This is a genomic window from Denitratisoma sp. DHT3 (genome assembly GCF_007833355.1).
GTDB lineage: Bacteria > Pseudomonadota > Gammaproteobacteria > Burkholderiales > Rhodocyclaceae > Denitratisoma.
Genome location: NZ_CP020914.1, coordinates 2634119 through 2655309, shown reverse-complemented (window position 1 = coordinate 2655309; position 21191 = coordinate 2634119). Strand labels below are relative to the sequence as shown.

Here is a 21191-nt window from a genome sequence, read left to right as displayed (position 1 = left end):
GTTAACGGATTTTTAGCATTGAGGAAACAACCATGAGCAACGGAAACATCGTCCAGTGCATCGGCGCCGTGGTGGACATCAAGTTCCCCCGCGAAGCCATGCCCAAGGTCTATGACGCCCTGGTTCTCGACGACGCCAATACTGGCAACGCCGAGATCGGTCTGACCTTCGAAGTACAGCAGCAGCTCGGCGACGGCATCGTGCGTACCATCGCCCTGGGCTCCTCCGACGGCCTGCGCCGCGGCATGAGCGTGAAGAACACCGGCGCGGCCATCTCCATCCCCGTGGGCCATGGCACCCTGGGCCGGATCATGGACGTGCTGGGGCGTCCCATCGACGAAGCCGGCCCGATCCAGGCTGACGAACTGCGCCCGATCCATGCCGCAGCCCCCAAGTTCGACGAACTGTCCCCCACCACCGAACTGCTGGAAACCGGCATCAAGGTGATCGACCTGATCTGCCCGTTCGCCAAGGGCGGCAAGGTGGGTCTGTTCGGCGGCGCCGGCGTGGGCAAGACCGTGAACATGATGGAGCTGATCAACAACATCGCCAAGGCGCACAGCGGTCTGTCCGTGTTCGCCGGCGTGGGCGAGCGTACCCGCGAGGGCAACGACTTCTACCACGAGATGAAGGACTCCAACGTGCTCGACAAGGTGGGCATGGTGTTCGGCCAGATGAACGAGCCTCCCGGCAACCGTCTGCGCGTGGCGCTGACCGGCCTGACCATGGCCGAGAAGTTCCGCGACGAAGGCCGCGACATCCTGTTCTTCGTGGACAACATCTACCGCTACACCCTGGCCGGTACCGAAGTGTCCGCGCTCTTGGGCCGGATGCCTTCCGCCGTGGGTTATCAGCCCACCCTGGCCGAGGAAATGGGCCGCCTGCAGGAGCGCATCACCTCCACCAAGGTCGGCTCGATCACCTCCATCCAGGCCGTGTATGTGCCTGCGGACGACTTGACCGACCCGTCCCCCGCCACCACCTTCCTCCACCTGGACTCCACCGTCGTGCTGTCCCGGGACATCGCCGCGCTGGGCATCTACCCCGCCGTGGATCCCCTGGACTCCACCTCCCGCCAGCTCGATCCGCTGGTGGTGGGCGAGGAGCACTACTCCGTGGCCCGTGGCGTGCAGATGACCCTGCAACGCTACAAGGAACTGCGCGACATCATCGCGATTCTGGGCATGGACGAACTGGCGCCGGAAGACAAGCTGGCCGTGGGCCGCGCCCGCAAGATCCAGCGCTTCCTGTCGCAGCCCTTCCACGTGGCCGAAGTGTTCACCGGCTCTCCCGGCAAGTACGTCTCCCTCAAGGACACCATCAAGGGCTTCAAGATGATCGTCGAGGGTGAGTGCGACAGCCTGCCCGAGCAGGCCTTCTACATGGTGGGTGGCATCGAGGAAGCCTTCGAGAAGGCCAAGACGCTGCAATAAGTTAGCCGCGAGCCGGAGTTCCGGCCGGCTGCTTTGCCGGCCCGGAACGTCAGGCTGCTAGGAGCAAGATATGGCAATAACCATTCATGTAGATGTCGTCAGCGCGGAGGAGTCGATCTTCTCCGGCCTGGCTGAATTCGTCGCGCTGCCCGGCGAAGGCGGCGAGCTGGGGATTCTGCCCGGCCACATGCCGCTGATGACCCGCATCAAACCGGGTGCCGTGCGCTTGAAGCTGCCGCATGGTCAGGAAGAGCTGATCTTCGTCGCCGGCGGCATGCTGGAAGTGCAGCCGGGGCTGGTGACCGTGTTGGCGGACACCGCCATCCGTGGCCACGATCTGGACGAAGCCAAGGCCATGGAAGCCAAGAAGATGGCCGAGGAAGCCATGCGCGACCGCGGTTCCGAACTGGACTACGCCCGCGCCCAGGCCGAGCTGGCCGAAGCCGTGGCGCAACTGGCGGCGATCCAGCGGCTGCGCAAGCACGGCCACTGATGACCGGCGTCCGTCGGAGCCAGCGGAAAGGCAGCCTCGGCTGCCTTTTTTTTCGGTGCGCCCGCCGTGTGCGGCCGCCATGCTGACGGTCTGCGGGAATATCGTTTATAAATGGGGTTCGAAAATTTTCTGGAGCGTCAGTCCATGAATACTCTTGGATCCAGCCATACGTGGCGGTTCTTTCGTGCCGGCGGGTTCGACCAGGTGCGCATCGACAGTGCCGCCGACCTGCTTGCCATCGGGAAGCTGGACCAGAAGCTCTGGGTCGCCCTGTCCTGCCCAACCACCGGCATCGAGTTCGATCGCGAAACGCTGGCCCTGATCGACAGCGACGGCGACGGCCACATCCGCGCCCCGGAGTTGATCGCCGCCATCGCCTGGGCCGGACAACGCCTGAGCCGGCCCGAGGTGCTGGAGCAGAACCTGTCCGGCGTGCCGCTCGACGCGATTCGGGAGGAGGCCGACGCGACGCTGCATGCCGCCGCCCGGGCGATTGCCGCCGAACATGGGCACCCCGCCGACGCACCGATCGAGATCGACGAAATCGCCGCCGCCCAGGTCCGCTGGCTGGAGGCCGCCGAGGCGGCCTGGCTGGCGGCGGGGGTTTCGAGCCCGCTGGGGGAGGGCACGGCGGCAGCCCACGAGGCACTGCTCGCCGTCAGCGAGAAAATCGACGACTATTTCCTGCGCTGTCGCCTGGCGGCCTTCGACGAGCGGGCGGGCGACGCCCTGAACGCCGACGAGGCCACCTACAAGTCGCTCGCGGCGCCGCCGCTGATGACCGCCGACACGCTGGGCGGCCTGCCCCTGGGGCGGGTGGCGGCGGGGCGCCCGCTGCCCCTCGGCGACGGCTTGAATCCGGCCTGGCGCGCACCGCTGGAGACCTTGAAGGCCACCCTGCTGACGCCCCTTCTGGGACCCCTGGAGTCCCTGAGCGAGGCGCAATGGTGCGCGGCCAAGGATGCCCTCGCACCCTACGCCGCATGGCTGGCGGCCAAGCCGGTCGACGGCAACGGCTCGATCGATGCCGCCGCCCTGCGCGATCTGGCGCGGCTCGCCCGCTACGTTCGCGACCTGATGCCCCTGGCCAACAACTTCGTGGCTTTCCGCGATTTCTATACCCGCCGCGGCAAGGCCGTGTTCCAGTGCGGCACCCTGTATCTGGACGGCCGTGCCGCCGAGTTGTGCGTGGCCGTGACCGATCCGGCGCGTCATGCGAGTCTGGCGACGCTGTCCCGGATGTGTCTGGTGTATTGCGACTGCGTGCGCCATGGCGAGGCGGGAGAGGAGCGCACCGCCATCGCCGCAGCCTTCACCGCCGGCGACGCGGACCAGTTGCTGGTGGGGCGCAACGGGGTCTATTACGACCGCCAGGGACGCGACTGGGACGCCACCATCGCCAAGATCATCGATCACCCGATCAGCCTGCGCCAGGCGTTCTGGTCCCCCTACCGACGCCTGAGCCGCTTCGTCTCCGAGCAGGTGCAGAAAGTCGCGGCCAGCCGTGGCGGCGCGATGGAGGCGCGGATGAACGCATCCGCCCTGGAGCTGGCCCGCAAGGCCGCCGCCGCGCCCGGCGCTGCGGCGGGTGCGCCACCCGCGCCGCAGCCGCCTCCTTTCGATGTCGGCAAGTTCGCCGGTATTTTCGCCGCGATCGGCCTGGCGGTCGGTGCCCTGGGGACGGCGATCGCTTCCACCCTGACCGGAATGCTGGCGCTCAAGGCCTGGCAGTGGCCATTGGCGGTGCTGGGACTGATGCTGCTGATTTCGGGGCCGGCCATGGTCATCGCCTGGTTCAAGCTGCGCGCCCGCAACCTCGGGCCGCTGCTGGACGCCAACGGCTGGGCGGTGAATGCCCGGGCCCGGATCAACATCCCGTTCGGCACCTCGCTGACCGGCATCGCCCAATTGCCGCCCGGCGCCGAACGGGCGCTGACCGATCCCTATGCCGAAAAGCAGCCGCCCGGCTGGCTCTATCCCGTGCTGCTGCTGATTCTTGTCGGTTGTCTCTATGCGATTGCGAAGCTTGTGACATGAAATACGCCATCATCCCCGTGACCCCCTTCATGCAGAACTGCTCCCTGCTGGTCTGCGAAACGACTCGTCACGCCGCCCTGGTGGACCCCGGCGGCGATGTCGACCGCATCCTGGCGGCGGTGGACAAGGCCGGCGTGACCCTGGAAAAGATCTTTCTCACCCATGGCCACCTGGACCATGCCGGCGGCGCCGGCACCATCGCCCATCGCCTGGGCATCCCGATCGAAGGCCCGCAGCGCGCCGAGGCGGCGCTGATCCAGTCCCTGCCCGAGCAGGGGCGGCGTTTCGGGCTGGGTTTCAGCGGCGACGCCTTCGAGCCGGACCGCTGGCTGGAACAGGGCGACGTGGTGAGTTTCGGTGCGCAGACCCTGGAGGTAAGTCATTGTCCGGGCCATACGCCGGGCCACGTGATCTACTTCCATCGCGAGGACAAGATGGCCTGGGTGGGCGACGTGCTGTTCGCAGGCTCGGTCGGCCGCACCGATCTGCCGGGCGGCGACCATCGTGCCCTGATCCGTTCCATCCGCGAAAAGCTCTGGCCCCTGGGCGACGACGTCGAGTTCGTCTCCGGACATGGCCCCAACTCCACCTTCGGCCGCGAACGCAAGATCAATCCGTTCGTCGCCGACCACTTGTTCTGAAGCCGCGCCCGCGTCATCGGGAATTGAATGAACATGCCTAGCAGAAACCTGGAACACCTGTTCGAGAACAACCGGCGCTGGGCCGAGAAGATCAGCGCCGAAGACCCGCAATTTTTTGCCAAGCTGGCGGAGCTGCAAGCCCCCGAGTACCTCTGGATCGGCTGCTCGGACTCCCGCGTGCCGGCCAACCAGATCACCGGCCTGTTGCCGGGCGAAGTCTTCGTTCATCGCAATATCGCCAACGTGGTGGCGCACACCGACCTGAACTGCCTGTCGGTGGTCCAGTTCGCTGTGGACGTGCTGAAGGTGCGCCACATCATGGTGGTCGGCCATTACGGCTGCGGCGGCGTGTGCGCCGCCCTGGAGAACCAGCGTCTGGGCCTGATCGACAACTGGCTGCGGATGATCCAGGACGTGCGCGACAAGCACCAGGCCCTGCTGGACAGATTCTCCATGGAAGAACGCAACGACCGCCTGTGCGAACTGAACGTGATCGAACAGGTGGTCAATCTTTCCCAGAGCACCGTGGTGCGCGACGCCTGGATGCGGGGCCAGGACCTGACGCTCCACGGCTGGGTCTACCGTCTGACCGACGGCCTGGTGCAGGACACCGGCGCCACCGCTGCCAGCCCGGAAGACATGGCGGGCGCCTACCGTCAGTCACTGGCCGAGATTGCTACGGGCGGCTGCTGACCTCAAAGCTCCAGCGGATCGACGTCGAGATGCCAGCGCAGATCGCGCGGGGTCTTGAGGTCGTACAGGGCTGTGTTCCAGGTGGTGAGAAAGGCCTGCAGCGCCGGCCGGCTGGCGGATTCCACCAGCAGCTGGGCGCGCTCCAGGTTCTTCAGCCGGTACATCCGCATCGGCACCGGATCGTAGAGCATCACGCCGTCGCCGGTCAGCGCCAGGGCCGCTTCCCGGGCCGTGGCGAGAAAGGCCAGGGATTGCTCGACGCTCTTCGCCTCCGCCCGCAGCAGGGCCTGGTAGGCGTAGGGTGGGAAGCCCGCCTGCTCCCGTTCGTCGAGCTGCTCGCTGGCGAAGCGCGCGTAGTCGTGTTCGACCAGCGCCTGGTAGAGGGCATGGTCGGGATATTCGGTCTGGATCAGCACCTCGCCGGGCAGCTGGGCGCGGCCGCTGCGTCCGCCGACTTGCATCAGTTGTGCGAAGAGCCGCTCCGGCGCGCGGAAGTCGGCGGCGAACAGGGCGGCATCGGCGCCCACCGCGCCCACCAGGGTGAGGCGCGGGAAATCGTGGCCCTTGGCCAGCATCTGGGTGCCCACCAGGATGTCCGCCTCGCCGGCGTGAATCTGCGCCAGCAGGGCCTGCCATTTTTTCGGCGAGTTGGCCGAGTCGCGGTCGATGCGCAACACCCTGGCCTCGGGAAAGCACGCCTGCAGGGTCGCTTCCAGGCGCTGGGTGCCGCGGCCGAAGGGATGGATGTCCTGGTTGCCGCAATCCGGGCAGGTCCTGGGGATGCCCGCCTCCAGGCCGCAGTGGTGGCAGCGCAGGCGGCGGTCGGCGAGATGCACCACCAGGTTGGCGGCGCAGCGCCGGCAGCGCGAGATCCAGCCGCAGGCGGTGCATGCCAGTACCGGCGCAAACCCGCGCCGGTTGAGGAACACCAGGCTCTGTTCGCCCCGCGCCAGGCGCAGCCCCAGGGCGTCGAGCAACGCCTGGCTCATGCCGTCCTGGAGTTTTTCGCGTCGCGTGTCGACGATGCGCACCGTCGGCATGTTCGCCGCCAGCGCCCGCTGGGTCAGCGGCAGCAGCCGGTAGCGGCCGCTGCGGCCGTGGTGGAAGCTTTCCAGGGACGGCGTCGCCGAGCCCAGCACGATCGGCACGTCGCGCTGTTTGGCGCGAAAGATCGCGACATCCCGCGCCGAGTAGCGCAGGCCGTCCTGCTGCTTGAACGACGGGTCGTGCTCCTCGTCGACGACGATCAGGCCCAGGCGCGGCAACGGCATGAACACCGACAGCCGGGTGCCCAGCACGATGTCGGCGCGTCCCTCGAAAGCATCGAGAAAACCGCGCGCCCGTGCCGCGTCGGCCACGCCGCTGTGGGCGGAAACGATATGGGCGTCGGGAAAGCGCGCCGCGACGCGCTGCTCCAATTGCGGCGTGAGTGCGATTTCCGGCACCAGCATCAGCGCCTGTCGCCCCTGCGCCAGCGTCCGGGCGATGGCTTGCAGATAGACCTCGGTCTTGCCGCTGCCGGTCACGCCATGCAGCAGAAACGTCTCGAAGCCGGATGCTTCGCCGATGGCGGCCAGGGCGCCGGCCTGCTCGTCGGTGAGCGGCGGCGGCGAGCCGGCGGTGGCGCCGACCTTGGCGGCGGCGGCGCGGCGGCGCGGCAGTTTTCCGCGTCGCAGCAGCGGAGGCAGGGCGAAGCTGGTCACTGCGCCGAGCGGATGCTGGTAGTAGCGGGCGCAAAATTCGCAGAGGGCGATCCAGTCCGCGGGCAGCGGGGGGAGGTCGGTCAGCGGCGCATGGATCGGTTTGAGTTTTTCCTGCGGCTGGAGGCTTTCCTCCAGCACTGCGACGATCAGGCCCAGCTTTTCGCCCTTGCCGAACGGTACTCGGGCGAGGCGCCCGACGCAGGCATTGTCCGCATCCTCCGCCAGATAATCGAAAAGGCGGGGCAGGGGTACGTCAAGGGCGACGCGGACAATGATCATCTTGCGACATGAAGTTGAAAGGGAAATCTCGACTCCACTTTTGCTAAATCCGCTAATACCTTACGGGTAAAGGATAAATTTAAATTCCCCGCGGATTGTGGATAACTTTGTGAATATTTCATCCCGAAAAATCTTGACAGAAACCAAAGAATTCCATGGAACATATTTCCTGGCATCGGGTTCTGATTTTTCTCATTACGATTCAGTATGTTGCATTGCACACTCGCAGTCATGGCGGAAATCCCGGCAAGGGGATGGCGTGCTCCCTAATTCTGTGCATAAGTCAAGGCGCATGTTCGCATTTGCCATGCCTGAGGGGACGCGCCATGGGCGCGGGACGATTGGCGGGAAACCCTGGCGATGGGCTTCCCCAAACCCGAAGCGCGCCGAGCCGTGTGCCGGGCGCGCCGCTGATTCGATCAGCCGCCGCTGAGTTACTGGTTGAGTTGCCGGTTGAGTTGCCGGCTGTGCTGGTGCACGGTATCCACCACCGTTGTAACGGTGTCCGCCGGGGTGAATTGGTTGATGCCGTGTCCCAGGTTGAAGACATGGCCGGTACCGCCGCCGTAGGCGTCGACGATGCGGCGGACCTCCGCCGCTACCGCTGCCGGCGAGGCGAACAGGCTGATCGGGTCGAGATTGCCCTGCAGGGCCACCCGTTCGCCTACCCGGTGCCGCGCCGCGCCGATGTCGGTGGTCCAGTCCAGGCCCACGGCGTCGCAGCCGATGGCGGCGATGGCCTCAAGCCACTGGCCGCCGCCCTTGGTGAAGACGATCGAGGGAATGCGCTCGCCGTCGTGGGTCTTGGTCAGGCCCTCGATGATCTGCTGTAGGTAGGCCAGGGAAAATTCCTGATAGGCGCGATGGGACAAGACGCCGCCCCAGGTGTCGAAAATCATCACCGCCTGGGCGCCGGCCTCGATCTGGGCGTTGAGGTAACCGGTGACCGCGCGGGCATTGACGCTCAGGATATGGTGCAGCAGATCCGGGCGGTCGTAGAGCATGGTCTTGACCGTGCGGAAATCGGCGGAACCGCCGCCTTCGACCATGTAGCAGGCCAGCGTGAACGGACTGCCGGAAAAGCCGATCAGCGGCACCGAGTTGTCCAGCGCGCGCCGAATCTCGCTCACCGCGTCGATCACGTAGCCCAGATGGTCGTGGGGATCCGGCACCGCCAGATCGCGGATCGCCCATTCCTCGCGCAGCGGACGCTCGAAACGGGGACCTTCCCCTTCCGAGAAATACAGACCCAGGCCCATCGCATCGGGCACGGTGAGGATGTCGGAAAACAGGATCGCGGCATCCAGTTCGTAACGGGCCAGCGGCTGCAGGGTCACCTCGCAGGCCAGGCTGGGCGACTTGCACAGCTGCAGGAAACTGCCGGCCCGCTTGCGGGTTTCGCAATATTCGGGCAGATAGCGCCCGGCCTGACGCATCAGCCAGACCGGCGTGTACTCCACGGGTTCGCGCCGCAGCGCACGCAGGAAAGTGTCGTTCTTGGGTCGGGCCATGATCGCTGGACAGTCTCGTAAAAACCGCGATTTTACGCGCTTACGCCGCCAAACTCCCGCTTCTTCCGGGGAGCGAGCCGAAGAGACAGACCCCGATGGAGCTTTTCCGCCGGGTCGCCCCAAGGAAAAGTGGCACGCGGCGAAGCCGCAACCTATCGGCGCCCCCACAACGTTCCCCCAAACACCCGAGCGCAGCGAGCCGACTCGAACCCCCCGGAGGGGGGCGAAGGGGGGCGAGCCATCACCTCAACCCCAGATCCTTCAGCTTGCGATACAGATGGGTGCGTTCCAGTCCGGTCTTTTCGGCCAGGCGCGTCATGTTGGAGCCGTCGGTGGCCAGATGGTGCTCGAAGTAGCGGCGCTCGAAGATCTCCCGCGCTTCACGCAGGGGCAGTTTCATCAACTCCGCGAAAAAACCGTCCTTGACTTTGACGGTGGCCGTGTCGTGGCCCAGCAGGTCGGTGACGTCCTCCGCCTCCACTTCGTCGCGCAGGGCCGCCAGGGCCAGGGATTTGATCGTCGCCCGGAATTCGGCGTAACCCCCGGTCCAGTGATGCAGGCGCAACTGGTTGAGTGCCGCGGCGGAAAAGCGGCGCGTCGGGACTTCCTCGTTTTCGACCAGTTGCGCCAGCAGATGCGCGGCCAGATCCGGCAGGTCGTCCTTGATCTCCGCCAGCAGCGGCAGACTCAGGCGTCCCGGGAAGGTTCTTGCCAGCAGCTGTTCGTCCCAGCCGTGCGCGGCCAGGGTGATGGCATCCGCCTCGGTGCCCGCCACCAGTTTCAGGTTGTACTTTTCCAGGCGCTCGGCGGCGAACAGCAGATTCTTCTGCTGCAGGCGGGTCAGGCGCGCCAGTTCCTCCACGTAGAGCACGCCCCCCGCCGCGCTCTCCAGATCGTCCTGGCTGAGCGCATTGCTGTCGTGGCCCAGGTCGATCCAGGGACGATGGGTGTTTTGCAGGGTCCGCGCGGCCAATTCGACAAAACCGCCGGGCGCCGAGCGCAGCAGCAAAGCCGGGCTGCCGGCCGCCAGTTGATCGATGCGTTTCCTCAGGTCCCGCAACACGGTGGAACGGGGAAAGGCCGCCAGCGACAGGCTGTGGGCCGCCGGTCGCTGCCGATGATCCAGGGCCGTGCTGACCGAGGCCAGCAGCTTCTGCATGCCGATCGGCTTTTCCAGGAAGTCCAGCGCGCCGATGCGGGTGGCCTCCACGGCGGTGTCGATCGTGGCATGGCCCGACATCATCACCACCGGCATCGTCAAATGACCGCCGGCGGCCCACTCCTTGAGCAGCGTGACGCCGTCGGTGTCCGGCATCCAGATGTCCAGCAGCACCAGATCGGGCCGCTCCCGATCGCGATACGTCCGCGCCGCCGCCGCGTTTTCCGCCAGCAGCACGTCGTGCCCCTCGTCGCGCAGGATTTCCGAGAGCAGTTCCCGGATGCCGACTTCGTCATCTACCACGAGTATTTTCGCCATGACTCCTTACCTCCTTCACGCCGCCAGGGGCAGTTTGAGCGTCACTTCCGCGCCGCCGCCTTCCGGGTTTTGCAGCCGAATCTCGCCGTGGTGTTCGTCCACGATCTTTTTCACGATCGCCAGGCCCAGGCCGGTGCCCTTGGCCTTGCTGGTCACATAGGGTTCGAAGGCGCGCGCCAGGGTCTGCGGCGGAAAGCCCGGCCCGTTGTCGCTGACGCCGAGCAGCACGCGACCGGCCTCGACGCCGGTGACCAGCGTGGCCTGGGGTTTTTCGACCTCGGTCAGGGCGTCCTGGGCGTTGGCCAGCAGATTGTGGATCACCTGCCGCAACTGGTTGGCGTCCGCCAGCACCGGTGGCAGGTCGGCCGTCAGCCGGGTCGCGATGCGCATCCGGCCGGCCTCGTAGAGCGGCAGCATGTCCTCGATCAGCGCATTCAGGTCCACCGCCGCCAGCACCGGCGGCGGCAGCCGGGCGTAGTCGCGGAAATCATTGACCATGTTCTTCATCGCCTCCACCTGGTTGACGATGGTGCGGGTGGCGCGGTCGAGCATCTCCCGCTCGCCGTTCTCCAGCTTGTCCGCCAGCTTGCGCTGCAGGCGCTCGGCGGAGAGCTGGATCGGCGTCAGCGGATTCTTGATTTCATGCGCCAGGCGGCGCGCCACCTCGCCCCAGGCCGCGGAGCGCTGGGCGGAGATGAGCTGGCTGATGTCGTCGAACACCACCACGTAGCCGCCGCGGATGGGCAGGGTGGAGCCCCGCATCAGCAGGGTTTGCGGAACGCCCTGGGCGCTTTCGAGTTCCAGCTGTTGCTGCCACTCGGTGGCGCCCTGCTCGAAACCCGCCTGCACGGCCTTGGCGAACACCTGCTGGCGGGGCCATTGGTCCAGCGGCAGTTCTTCGAACTTGGCCAGGTTGTCGCCCAGGATGTTGATCGCCCCGCGATTGGCGGCGCGCAGGCGGAATTTCGCGTCGAAGGCCAGCACGCCGGCGGAAAGGTTGGCCAGCACGCTTTCCAGGTAGGTGCGCGCGGATTCCAGTTCGCGGCGGTGGCGCTCGGTGTCTTGCCGTGCTTCGTCGAGCTGCTGGGTCATGCGGCTGAAGGACTGGGTCAGCACCCCCAGTTCGTCCCGCGTGGTCAGCGTGGCCCGCGGCGTGAAGTCGCCGGCGGCCACCGCCTGGGTGCCTTCGGCCAGGATCGCCAGCGGCTCGGCCAGGCGCCGGGCCAGGAAAAAGGCCAGCGCCACGGCGGCGAACAGTCCCAGCAGCAGGGTCAGGGTCAGGGTCAGGGTATAGATGCGTTTGAGGCCGCCGCGCCCCAGTTGCAGGCTCTGGTAATCCCGGTAGGCGGCCTCGACGCTCGCCGCGCTGCGGGTGATGTTCCGCGACACCTTCTGGGTCAGTTGCAGCATCGGCTCCTCGCCGAAGTCGTTGCCCAGCACCGGTGCCAGGGCGTAGAGGATGAAGCCGTTCTCGGCATCGCCTTCCAGCCAGGATTGTCCCTGGCTGCCGCGGGCCTGGCGCAACTGCGAGAGCGAGGGCAGGGGCGGTATCAGGCTGCCGATGTCGCCGGAACTGCTCAGCAGCACCTGGCCGTTGGTGCCGATCAGCGTGGCGGAGCCCACCCCCGCCTGCTCCCGCAGCCGGTTGAGACGCTGGTTGGTCGGGTGCTCGCCCAGATCCAGGGCCATGGTGCGGCCCCGTTGCAGCAACTCCGCCTGCTGGGTGTCGAGCACCGCGCGGGCCAGGTTGAGACCGCCGTCGAGGGCGCTGTCCACCCGCACGTCGAACCAGGATTCGATACTGGTGACGGCGAACTGCATCGACACCCCATACACCAGCACCCCCGGCAGCACCGCCATCAGCGCCAGCATGCCCAGCAGCCGGGACTTGAGCCGGGAGCCGAAGACGCCGCTCTTCAATTCGCGCCACAGCTGGCGCAACTGCACTCCGACCAGCACCAGCAGCGCCAGCGCCACCGCGCCGTTGATGCCCAGCAACAGGGGGTAATGGCGGGCGAACAGGTCGGTATTGGCGCTGGCGGCGCTGAGCAGGAACAGCAGGATCGCCGCCGCCGCCGTCGCCACGATGGCCAGCACTCTCATTTGCCGGCCTCCGCCGCCTGGAACTGCCAGTGCAGGACCTTGGCATCCACCTGCCAGTCGCGGCTGGCCAGGGCGTCGAGTTGAAAGGGCTTGGGCAACAGGCTGCGGTCCAGCGCCAGGCGCAGGCTGGCCTGATAGGTTTCCCCGGTCTTGAGGCGGCCCTTTTCCAGCACCGGCAGCGCCGCGATGCGGCCGAGCGCGCGCAGGGCCTGTTCCAGGGTGGGAAAGTTGGTCTGCTGCAGCGGGCCGGTCGACAGGCGGTACTGCCGCATCAACGGATTGTAGGAGAGCCGGTAGGTCAGGGAATGGCCGCCGATGTGCTCGTCCAGCCAGTATTTGCGCGGCCGGTTCAGTTCCAGTTCGAGGTTGAAGTACAGGGCGATGCCGTGGCTGAGCGCTTCCTCGATGCGCGGCCCCAGGTCGATGGCGAATTCCGCCGACAGCGCATAGCCTTCGTCCGTCGGCAAGAGCGCGGCCTTCATCGGCTCGATGCTGCCGGCCCTGGCCAGGGCCAGATACAGGCACAGCGCCAGCGCCAGGCAGATGCGCAGGCCGGTCGCGAGCCAATCACGCTCAGGGCGCTCAGGCGGCGGCCTTGGAGAGCAGCGCGTAATAAAAGCCGTCATGTTCGGCGGTGGGCAATAGTTGTAGTTCTGGCTCGGTTCCGGCGGTGGGCAGCCGTCGCGCATCGGCATGGCGCGCGGCGAAGGCTCGCATCTGCGCTCCGTTTTCCTCCTCGAACACGGAACAGGTGCAATACAGCATTCTGCCACCGGGGGCCAGCACCCGCCACAGGGCATCCAGAATCTGCGCCTGGGTGGCGGCGAACCCGGCCACGTCGGCCCGGCGCCGCAGCCACTTGATGTCCGGATGGCGCCGCGCCACCCCCGAGGCCGAGCAGGGCACGTCGGCCAGGATGCGCTCGAACGGCCGTCCGTCCCACCATTGATCCACGGCCCGGCAGTCGGCGGCCTCGACCCGCGCCGCCAGCCCCAGCCGCGCCAGATTGTCGTCGATGCGGCGTGCTCGTTCCGACGCGGCGTCCAGCGCCAGCAGATCCAGGTCCGCCAGTTCCAGCAGATGGGCGGTCTTGCCGCCCGGCGCGGCGCAGGCGTCGAGCACCCGCATCCCCGCCGCCGCTTCGAGCAGCGGCGCCGCGCGCTGGGCGCCCCAGTCCTGCACCGAGACCTCGCCGTCGAAAAATCCCGGCAGCCGATCCACCGGCTGCGGCCGCGCCAGCAACAGCGCCCGCTCGTCCAGCGCGCGCGCCTCGATCCCGGCATCGCGCAGCCGCGCCAGGTAGGCCGCGCCGTCGGTGCGCCGGCGATTGACGCGCAGAGTCATCGGCGGATGGCCGTTGCCGGCCGTCAGCACCGCCTGCCAGTCGCGGGGATGGGCCGCCCGCAGCGCGGCGATCCACCAGTGCGGATGCCGCCAGCGCGCTTCCGCGTTGTTCATCGCGGCCTGGAGCAGCTCTTCCCGGCGCCGCAGGAAATTGCGCAGCACCGCGTTGACCAGGCCCTTGCAGCGGCCCTTGGCCAGTTGCGCGGCGGCGGACACGGCCTGATCGACCGTGGTGTGCGCGTCCTCGGGGCGCGCTTCGAGGCGATACAGCGCCGCCAGCAGCAGTGCGCGTACTTCGGGCTCCTGCGAGGGCCTGGCGAGCAGGCGCGCGAGCAGGAAGTCGCCGTGGCCGTAGCGCCGCAACGCGCCGTAGGCCAGATCCTGCGCGGCGGGACGCTGGGCGGGCGGGGTGCCGGCCAGCGCCTGGTCGAGATTGCGCCCCGCGATCACCGCGGCAATCGCCCCCGCCGCCTGCAGCAGCGCGGCGGCGAGGGAGTCGGTGGGCAGGGCGTGGGATGGGCGGGAGGATGGAGATGCGGCCATGAGGGGATTCTACGAGACGCCCGGCGGGGGATAATCCCGGCGATGAAATACATCGACGAATTCCGCGACGGCGAACTGGCCCGGGGCTTGGCCGCGGCCATCGCCGCCGAGGTGGAGGCCGGGCGGACCTATCGGTTCATGGAATTCTGCGGCGGCCACACCCATGCGCTGTCCCGCTACGGCGTCACCGACCTGCTGCCGGACAACGTGCGGATGATCCACGGCCCCGGCTGCCCGGTCTGCGTGCTGCCCATCGGCCGCATCGACATGGCGATCGAGCTGGCGCTCGCGCGTGACGTGATCCTCTGCAGCTACGGCGATACCCTGCGGGTGCCGGCCTCCGGCGGGCTGTCGCTGCTGAAGGCGCGCGCACGGGGCGGCGACGTGCGCATGGTGTATGCGACCACCGACGCGCTGGCCATCGCCCGCGCCCAGCCGCGGCGGCAGGTGGTGTTCCTCGCCATCGGCTTCGAGACCACCACGCCGCCCACCGCGCTGGCCCTGCGCCAGGCGCGCGACGAGGGCCTGGCGAATTTCAGCGTGCTGTGCAACCACGTGCTGACCCCTTCGGCGATCACCCACATCCTCCAGTCGCCCGAGGTGCGGCGCTACGGCAGCGTGCCGCTCGACGGCTTCATCGGCCCGGCCCACGTCAGCATGGTGATCGGCAGCCGGCCCTACGAGCACTTCGCCGAGGAGTATCGCAAGCCGGTGGTGATCGCCGGCTTCGAGCCGCTGGACGTGATGCAGGCGATCCTGATGCTGCTGCGCCAGGTCAATCAGGGCCGCGCCGAGGTGGAGAACGAGTTTTCCCGCGCCGTGACCCGCGAGGGCAACCGCAAGGCCCAGGCCCTGGTGGCCGAGGTGTTCGAGCTGCGCCGCGGCTTCGACTGGCGCGGCCTGGGCGAGGTGCCCTATTCGGCGCTGCGCCTGCGCCGGGAATACGCCGAGTTCGACGCCGAGCGGCGCTTCGGCCTCGCCTACCGGCCGGTGCCGGACCACAAGGCCTGCGAATGCGGCGCCATCCTGCGCGGCGTCAGGACGCCGCGCGACTGCAAGCTGTTCGGCACCGTGTGCACCCCGGAAAATCCGGTGGGATCCTGCATGGTCAGTTCCGAAGGCGCCTGCGCGGCGCATTACAGCTACGGCCGCTTCCGCGATGAAACGCTCTCGTCATCGCCGTCCCCGGCCCCTCTCCCGCAAGGAGAGAGGGGCGCTATTGGTTGACTGACTGAATGCGCATCCTGTTCCTCGCCCACAGCTTCAACAGCCTCACCCAGCGCCTCTGGGACGAACTCTGCGCCCGCGGCCACGCGCTTTCGCTGGAACTGGACATCGCCGATTCGGTGGCCGAGGAAGCGGTGGAACTGTTCCGTCCCGACGCGATCGTCGCGCCCTTCCTCAAGCGCGCGATTCCGCAATCCGTCTGGTCGCGGCTGCCCTGCCTGGTGGTGCATCCGGGCATTCCCGGCGACCGTGGCCCCTCGGCGCTGGACTGGGCGATTCAGGAGGGCGCGGCGCAGTGGGGCCAGTGGGGCGTCACCGTGCTCCAGGCCGAAGCGGAGATGGATGCCGGCCCGATCTGGGCCCATGCCGAATTCCCCATGCGGCTGGCGAGGAAGTCCAGCCTCTATCGGCGCGAAGTCACCGAGGCCGCCTGCATCGCGGTGCTGGCGGCCCTGGAGCGCCTGGCGGGCGGCGCGCGTCCGCCGCCGCCCGCCTGTCGGGGCCGCGCGCGGCCCCTGATGACTCAGGCGGACCGGGCCGTGGATTGGGAACGGGACGACAGCGCGACGATCCTGGCCCGGATCCATGCCGCCGACGGTTTCCCCGGCCTCGCCGACACGCTGTTCGGCGTCCCTTGCCGGCTGTTTGACGCCTGGCCCGAGGATCGGTTGCGGGGGGCGCCGGGCGCCCTGCTGGCGCGGCGCGAGACGGCGCTGTGCCGCGCCACCCGCGACGGCGCGCTGTGGATCGGCCACGTCCGGCGGGACGGCGATGCGGGAAGCGGCATCAAGCTGCCTGCCACCGTCGCCTTCGCCGCCGAGGCCGCCGCCCTGCCCGAGGCGCCGCTGCCCGGCTGGTGGACCGCCGATCACGCCACCTGGCAGGACATCCGCTACGAGGAGGCGGCCGGCGTCGGCATCCTGCATTTCGAGTTCTATAACGGCGCCATGGGTACGGATCAGTGCCGCCGCCTGGAAGCGGCCTTCCGCTGGACCGCCACCCGTCCGACGCGGGTGATCGTGCTGGCCGGCGGCGAGGAGTTCTGGTCCAACGGCATCCACCTCAACCTGATCGAGGCGGCCAGCGAGAGCGACAGCCCCGCCGACGAATCCTGGGCCAACATCAACGCCATGAACGATCTGGCCGAAGCCATCCTGCGCTGCGAGAGCCATCTCACCGTCGCCGCCCTGGCCGGCAACGCCGGCGCCGGCGGCTGCTTCCTGGCCCGCTGCGCCGACCGGGTGTGGCTGCGGCAGGGCGTGATGCTGAACCCCCATTACAAGAACATGGGCAACCTCTACGGCTCGGAGTTCTGGACTTACCTGCTGCCGCCGCGGGTGGGCGCAGAGGGTGCTCGCCGCCTGATGCGGCAGCGCCTGCCGCTATCGGCGCGCGACGCGGTGGCGCTGGGTTTCTACGACACCTGCCTGGCGGCCGATCACGCGCAGTTCGGGGAAGAGGTGCGGCGCCAGGCTGCCGCCCTGGCCGCCGCGCCCGACCTGGCGGCGCAGCTTGCCGCCAAGGCCGCCCGTCGCGCCGCCGACGAGGCGGTCAAACCCCTGACGCAGTGGCGGGCCGAGGAACTGGCGGAAATGCGGCGCAACTTCTACGGTTTCGACCCGAGCTACCACTACGCCCGCCACCAGTTCGTGCACAAGACGCCCCAGGCCTGGACGCCGCGCCACCTGGCGCGGCACCGGGGGCGCTTCAGCCCTTGAACACCGCTTCCAGCGTCTTCAAGAATTCCTCGGGCCCCTGGTAGCCGGTGACCCGCAGGTCTTCGCGCTCCTGTTCGGGATTGGGGAAGAAGGCGATGCCGGGCGGACCGAAGAAGCCGAAGCGGGCCAGCAGCGCCTTGTCCTCGTCGCTGTTGGCGGTGACGTCGGCGCGCAGCAGCAGCATCCGGTCGAGGCGGGCGCGCACGGCCGGGTCGCTGAAGGTGTTGCGTTCCATTTCCTTGCAGCTCACGCACCAGTCGGCATAGAAGTCGACCAGCATGGGACGGTCGGCCGCTTTGAGCGCGGCGTCGAGTTCGCGCACGTTCCGCACCGGCGTGAAATGCGGGACTTCCATGGTGGCGGCGTTGGCGCTGCCGGAACGCTGGAGAAAACCCAGCGGCTGCAACGGATCGCGGGCGCCGCCGAGGACGCCGATCACCATCGAGCTGCCGGCCAGCAGCAGCAGCACGCCGACCCCCTTCCAGAAACGCGTCCAGCCCTTGGCCTGGGGCGGCAGCGGGTCGAGGGTGTGGAGGTAGATGGCGGGCACGATCAGCAGCGCGGCCCAGCCCAGCATCGCCAGCCAGGCCGGCAGCACCGGCGCGACCAGCCACAGCGCGGTGGCCAGCAGCACCACGCCGAAGAATTTCTTCACCGAATCCATCCAGGGGCCGGTCCTGGGCAGCAGGGAACGGGAGAACAGGCCCACGGCCAAGAGCGGCGCGCCCATGCCCAGCGCCATGGCGAACAGGGCCGCGCCGCCCAGCGCGGCGTTGCCGGTCTTGGCGATGTAGAGCAGGGCGCCGGCCAGCGGAGCGGCCACGCAGGGGCCGATGATCAGCGCCGAGAGGGCGCCCATCGCGAACAGCGCGGGGAGCGAGCCGCCGCGCCGGTTGGCGGTGACGGACAGGCGGCTTTGCAGGGCGGAGGGCAGTTGCAGTTCGTAGAAGCCGAACATCGACAGCGCCAACGCCACGAATACCAGCGCGAAACCGCCCAGCACCCAGGCGTTCTGCAACGCGGACGAGAGCAGCGTGCCGGTGTGGCCGGCCGCCACGCCGGCCGCGGCGTAGGTCAGGGCCATGCCCAGCACGTAGGCCAGGGAGAGGACGAAGGCGCGGCCGTGGGTCACCGCGTGGCCGTGATTGACGATGATGCCGGAGAGGATCGGCACCATCGGCAGCACGCAGGGCGTGAAGGCGAGCAGCAGGCCGAAGCCGAAGAAGCTGGAGAGCACCAGCCAGAAGCTGCCGTGGCTGAGCAGCCGGGCGATGCGGGAGGTCTCGTTGAGCGGGGCGGCAGTGGGAATGGCGCTGGCGGATGCCTGGCCGGCGTTGCCCAGATCGAGGCGGGCCTCGTGGTTCTGCGGTGGATAGCAGATGCCCATGTCGGCGCAGCCCTGCGACACGGCCTTGAGGACGACGTTGGCCGCGGCACCCTCTACCGGCAGGCGCGCCACCACCTGGCGGTGATAGACCTCCACGCGGCCGAAGCCGGGATCGTCCTTCATTTCGCCGGCGGGCAATTGGGGCGTGCCCAGCCTGGCATCGGCGGGCTCCAGGCTGAACTTGAAACGGTCGCGGTAGAGGTAGTAGCCGTCGGCGATCAGCCAGCGCGCCTCGATGGTCCGGGCGTCCACGGCGACGGCGGAGAACCGGAACGCCTGCTCGGGCGGCAGGGGCTCGGCGGCCCGCAGGGCGGGGGCGAGCAGCAAGGAGAGCAGGATGGGGAAGAGGAAGCGGATCAGCATGATGAAAGGGGAAGGTCGGTGGCGTCGGCGACCCACGCCAGATAGCCGGGCAGGCCCCGTGTCACAGGGACCGCGATGATCTCGGGAAGTTCATAGGGATGGGCGCCGCGTATCGCCGCCTCCAGGGCCGCATAGCGCGCGCTGGTGGTCTTGATCAGCAGCGGGATTTCCTGCGCCGCCTCCACCTGGCCTTGCCAGCGATACACGGAGGCGCACGGCGCCAGGATGTTGACGCAGGCCGCCAGGCGCTGCTCGACCAGCAGCGCGGCCAAGGCGCGGGCCTGGTCCTGGTCGGGGAGGTTGGTGAGCACCAGCAGGGTATCCATGATCAACGTGAAATGGCGAATTGAAGCGGTAACCTTCTTGGTTCAGGCTTGGCCGGTTCGTGGGATTGTAAGCCGGCGCGGGAAATAGGTGCCTGTTGCCGCCTTATCGTTCCCTTGGCGCCGCCGCAGGTATTCCTAGAATGGGCGCCTGAGTGTCGTAGTGGACAGGGGGGGTTGGGCATGGAGGCACAGCCGGGAAGCGCAGTGGAGGGCGCCGTGGCCGGGGCGCAGACAGAGGCCGAGGCGCTGGCCGCAGCCCAGCGCGGTCTGGCGCTGGAGCAGGAGGCGCTGGAGCAGGCCAACCGCCGTCTCGCCGCCGAATCCCGCGCCCGCCAGTATGCGGTGGAGCGGGCGCGCGCCGAGGCGGAGGCGGAGTTGCTGGCGCAGCAGCGCCTCGATGCCAGCCGCCTGGCGCGGGAGGAGGCCCGCGCCAAGAAGTTGGCCGAGGAGGAGGCGCTGTCCCTGGTCCAGATCCGCATCCGTACCGAGCAGACGCTGGCTGCTCAGGCCGAGGCCCAGGCCGAGGCGGAGCGGGCGGCGGAGATGGCCGCCATCCGGCGGCGCAGCGCCGAACTCGAAGCGACCCAGGCGGCGACGCGTCGCGCCGAGGCGGACGTCGCCGCGACCCAGCGGGCACAGGCGCGCGCCGTGGCCGAGCAGCAACTGGCCGTCGCCAGCCGCGGGCGGGAGGAGGCCGAGGTGCGGGCGGCAGCGGCGGCCCGTGAGCGGGCGGAGGCCGAACGGCAGGCCGGGCGCCAGGCTGGCGTCAGCCGGCGCGCGCACTGGCGGGCGTTCTGGGCCGGCAGCCGCCTGCCGCCGCTGGCGCTGGTGGCCGGTCTGGCGCTGCTGACGGGCCTGGTCGGCGGCGCCGGTCTGACCCTGCGGCTGGCGGACGAACCAGGCCAGGCGGGCCGGACCGCACCGGCGACGTCAGCGGAGCCCGCGCTGAAACTGACGCCGCGACTGGAGCATGCCGACGCGCCGCGATAGCGGGGAAAACGAGCTTTTCCGCCGCGCCGCTCAGGACAACAGGCGCCGCCGTGCCAGACCCAGCACCACGGCGAAGCCGGCCAACGCCGTGGCGGCCAGCACCGCCAGGTGCAGGGCGACGTGCTCGGGCATCTGGCCGAGCGCCAGGGGCCGCGCCAGCGCCACGGCATGGGTCAGCGGCAGGACCTGGGCGGCCGCCTGGACGGCTTCCGGCAATTGCCGCAGGGGGAAGAACACGCCGGAGAGCAGGGTCATCGGCGTGATCAGCAGCGTGAAGTAGTACATGAAGAAGTCGTAGGAGGGCGCCAGGGTGGTGACGATCAGTCCCAGCGCGGCGAAGCACAGGCCCACCAGCAACAGCAGCGGCAGTGTCCACAGCACCAGGGGCGAGGAGAGCAGGCCGAGGGCGCCCATCACCGCGATGATCGCCAGGCCGGAGAGCACGGCCTTGCTGGCCGCCCAGATCCATTCGCCCAGCAGCACGTCCTCCAGCGCCACGGGCGCGTTCAGGATGGCGTCCCAGGTGCGCTGGATCTGCATGCGCGAGAAGGCGGAATAGAGGGCTTCGAAGGTGGCGCCGTTCATGGTGCTGGCGCAGATCGAGCCGGTGGCGATGAAGACGATGTAGGACACGCCGTCCACCTCGTTCACCAGGCTGCCCAGGCCGTAGCCGAGGCCGAGCATGTAGATCAGCGGGTCGGCCAGGTTGCCCAGCACCGAGGTGAAGGCCATCTTGCGCCAGACCAGGAAATTGCGGCGCCAGACGGTGAGCCAGCGCAAGGACAGAAGGCTCGCCCCCCTTCGCCCCCCTCCGGGGGGGGCGATAGGGCTCGCTGCGCTCGAAGTTACGGGGAGCGCTGTAGCGGCATCGATAGGTTGCGGCTGGCGCCGCGTGCCGCTTTTCCCCATCGTGGGGAATGCGG

17 protein-coding genes are annotated in these 21191 nt (G+C 68.4%); 8 read left to right on the top strand and 9 right to left on the bottom strand.

The window, feature by feature from the left end; all coding sequences use genetic code 11:
* The first annotated feature begins 32 nt into the window (after positions 1-32).
* The 5 genes from atpD to can all read left to right on the top strand — a co-directional run bounded on the left by atpD (position 33) and on the right by can (position 5297).
* Positions 33-1433 carry a F0F1 ATP synthase subunit beta gene (atpD, locus tag B9N43_RS12205; protein WP_145842460.1) on the top strand — a complete coding sequence of 467 codons (1401 nt, stop codon included), beginning with the start codon at positions 33-35 and terminating at the stop codon, positions 1431-1433.
* Between the two features lie 70 nt (positions 1434-1503).
* Positions 1504-1926, top strand: coding sequence for a F0F1 ATP synthase subunit epsilon (locus B9N43_RS12200; RefSeq protein ID WP_145842459.1), 423 nt, complete (start codon positions 1504-1506; stop codon positions 1924-1926).
* 144 nt (positions 1927-2070) lie between these two features.
* Positions 2071-3963 carry a hypothetical protein gene (locus tag B9N43_RS12195; protein WP_145842458.1) on the top strand — a complete coding sequence of 631 codons (1893 nt, stop codon included), beginning with the start codon at positions 2071-2073 and terminating at the stop codon, positions 3961-3963.
* Positions 3960-4604, top strand: coding sequence for an MBL fold metallo-hydrolase (locus tag B9N43_RS12190; RefSeq protein ID WP_145842457.1), 645 nt, complete (start codon positions 3960-3962; stop codon positions 4602-4604). The genes B9N43_RS12195 and B9N43_RS12190 overlap by 4 nt, the downstream gene beginning before the upstream one ends.
* A 33-nt stretch (positions 4605-4637) precedes the next feature.
* Positions 4638-5297, top strand: coding sequence for a carbonate dehydratase (can, locus tag B9N43_RS12185; protein ID WP_145842456.1), 660 nt, complete (start codon positions 4638-4640; stop codon positions 5295-5297).
* 2 nt (positions 5298-5299) lie between these two features.
* Here can and B9N43_RS12180 read toward each other — a convergent pair whose 3' ends face one another.
* The 6 genes from B9N43_RS12180 to rsmB all read right to left on the bottom strand — a co-directional run bounded on the left by B9N43_RS12180 (position 5300) and on the right by rsmB (position 14257).
* The gene (locus B9N43_RS12180) at positions 5300-7279 is read right to left on the bottom strand and encodes a primosomal protein N' (RefSeq protein ID WP_145842455.1); all 1980 of its coding nucleotides are present in this window, start codon (positions 7277-7279) and stop codon (positions 5300-5302) included.
* Positions 7280-7713: 434 nt separating this feature from the next.
* Complete coding sequence (gene hemE / locus B9N43_RS12175) at positions 7714-8790, bottom strand: uroporphyrinogen decarboxylase (RefSeq protein WP_145842454.1); 1077 nt, start codon at positions 8788-8790, stop codon at positions 7714-7716.
* 241 nt (positions 8791-9031) lie between these two features.
* Positions 9032-10267 (bottom strand): sigma-54-dependent transcriptional regulator, encoded by a 1236-nt coding sequence (locus tag B9N43_RS12170; RefSeq protein WP_145842453.1) that lies wholly within the window; start codon positions 10265-10267, stop codon positions 9032-9034.
* Positions 10268-10282: 15 nt separating this feature from the next.
* Positions 10283-12370, bottom strand: a complete 2088-nt coding sequence (locus tag B9N43_RS12165) for a sensor histidine kinase (RefSeq protein WP_145842452.1) — start codon at positions 12368-12370, stop codon at positions 10283-10285.
* Positions 12367-12996 (bottom strand): DUF4390 domain-containing protein, encoded by a 630-nt coding sequence (locus tag B9N43_RS12160; RefSeq protein WP_145842451.1) that lies wholly within the window; start codon positions 12994-12996, stop codon positions 12367-12369. The genes B9N43_RS12165 and B9N43_RS12160 overlap by 4 nt, the downstream gene beginning before the upstream one ends.
* Positions 12953-14257, bottom strand: a complete 1305-nt coding sequence (rsmB, locus tag B9N43_RS12155; protein ID WP_145842450.1) for a 16S rRNA (cytosine(967)-C(5))-methyltransferase RsmB — start codon at positions 14255-14257, stop codon at positions 12953-12955. Before rsmB ends, B9N43_RS12160 begins: the two co-directional genes overlap by 44 nt.
* Positions 14258-14299: 42 nt before the next feature.
* Here rsmB and hypD point away from each other — a divergent pair, with 42 nt between their 5' ends.
* Positions 14300-15484 (top strand): hydrogenase formation protein HypD, encoded by a 1185-nt coding sequence (hypD, locus tag B9N43_RS12150; RefSeq protein WP_145842449.1) that lies wholly within the window; start codon positions 14300-14302, stop codon positions 15482-15484.
* An 8-nt stretch (positions 15485-15492) separates the two neighbouring features.
* Complete coding sequence (locus B9N43_RS12145) at positions 15493-17202, top strand: hydrogenase maturation protein (RefSeq protein WP_145842448.1); 1710 nt, start codon at positions 15493-15495, stop codon at positions 17200-17202.
* On the opposite strand, the gene dsbD is transcribed toward B9N43_RS12145, so the two are convergent.
* Both dsbD and cutA read right to left on the bottom strand, forming a co-directional pair.
* On the bottom strand, positions 17192-18952 hold the full coding sequence (gene dsbD, locus B9N43_RS12140; RefSeq protein ID WP_145842447.1) for a protein-disulfide reductase DsbD: 1761 nt from the start codon (positions 18950-18952) through the stop codon (positions 17192-17194). The two genes, B9N43_RS12145 and dsbD, sit on opposite strands and share 11 nt — an antisense overlap.
* Positions 18946-19278, bottom strand: coding sequence for a divalent-cation tolerance protein CutA (gene cutA, locus B9N43_RS12135; protein WP_145842446.1), 333 nt, complete (start codon positions 19276-19278; stop codon positions 18946-18948). The genes dsbD and cutA overlap by 7 nt, the downstream gene beginning before the upstream one ends.
* A 180-nt stretch (positions 19279-19458) precedes the next feature.
* On the opposite strand from cutA, the gene B9N43_RS12130 reads away from it, so the two are divergent.
* Positions 19459-20268 carry a hypothetical protein gene (locus B9N43_RS12130; protein ID WP_145842445.1) on the top strand — a complete coding sequence of 270 codons (810 nt, stop codon included), beginning with the start codon at positions 19459-19461 and terminating at the stop codon, positions 20266-20268.
* Positions 20269-20298: 30 nt separating this feature from the next.
* Here B9N43_RS12130 and B9N43_RS12125 read toward each other — a convergent pair whose 3' ends face one another.
* On the bottom strand, positions 20299-21048 hold the full coding sequence (locus tag B9N43_RS12125) for an ABC transporter permease (protein ID WP_261379321.1): 750 nt from the start codon (positions 21046-21048) through the stop codon (positions 20299-20301).
* Positions 21049-21191 lie beyond the last annotated feature (143 nt).

What these genes read in the sequence shown, in the direction of transcription:
- rsmB (WP_145842450.1), bottom strand. Translation starts at nt 14,257, where the DNA reads ATGGCCGCATCTCCATCCTCCCGCCCATCCCACGCCCTGCCCACCGAC.
- atpD (WP_145842460.1), top strand. Translation starts at nt 33, where the DNA reads ATGAGCAACGGAAACATCGTCCAGTGCATCGGCGCCGTGGTGGACATC.
- B9N43_RS12195 (WP_145842458.1), top strand. Translation starts at nt 2,071, where the DNA reads ATGAATACTCTTGGATCCAGCCATACGTGGCGGTTCTTTCGTGCCGGC.
- B9N43_RS12180 (WP_145842455.1), bottom strand. Translation starts at nt 7,279, where the DNA reads ATGATCATTGTCCGCGTCGCCCTTGACGTACCCCTGCCCCGCCTTTTC.
- hypD (WP_145842449.1), top strand. Translation starts at nt 14,300, where the DNA reads ATGAAATACATCGACGAATTCCGCGACGGCGAACTGGCCCGGGGCTTG.
- B9N43_RS12130 (WP_145842445.1), top strand. Translation starts at nt 19,459, where the DNA reads ATGGAGGCACAGCCGGGAAGCGCAGTGGAGGGCGCCGTGGCCGGGGCG.
- B9N43_RS12170 (WP_145842453.1), bottom strand. Translation starts at nt 10,267, where the DNA reads ATGGCGAAAATACTCGTGGTAGATGACGAAGTCGGCATCCGGGAACTG.
- cutA (WP_145842446.1), bottom strand. Translation starts at nt 19,278, where the DNA reads ATGGATACCCTGCTGGTGCTCACCAACCTCCCCGACCAGGACCAGGCC.
- B9N43_RS12160 (WP_145842451.1), bottom strand. Translation starts at nt 12,996, where the DNA reads ATGACGGCTTTTATTACGCGCTGCTCTCCAAGGCCGCCGCCTGAGCGC.
- B9N43_RS12145 (WP_145842448.1), top strand. Translation starts at nt 15,493, where the DNA reads ATGCGCATCCTGTTCCTCGCCCACAGCTTCAACAGCCTCACCCAGCGC.
- B9N43_RS12200 (WP_145842459.1), top strand. Translation starts at nt 1,504, where the DNA reads ATGGCAATAACCATTCATGTAGATGTCGTCAGCGCGGAGGAGTCGATC.
- B9N43_RS12165 (WP_145842452.1), bottom strand. Translation starts at nt 12,370, where the DNA reads ATGAGAGTGCTGGCCATCGTGGCGACGGCGGCGGCGGCGATCCTGCTG.
- dsbD (WP_145842447.1), bottom strand. Translation starts at nt 18,952, where the DNA reads ATGCTGATCCGCTTCCTCTTCCCCATCCTGCTCTCCTTGCTGCTCGCC.
- can (WP_145842456.1), top strand. Translation starts at nt 4,638, where the DNA reads ATGCCTAGCAGAAACCTGGAACACCTGTTCGAGAACAACCGGCGCTGG.
- hemE (WP_145842454.1), bottom strand. Translation starts at nt 8,790, where the DNA reads ATGGCCCGACCCAAGAACGACACTTTCCTGCGTGCGCTGCGGCGCGAA.
- B9N43_RS12190 (WP_145842457.1), top strand. Translation starts at nt 3,960, where the DNA reads ATGAAATACGCCATCATCCCCGTGACCCCCTTCATGCAGAACTGCTCC.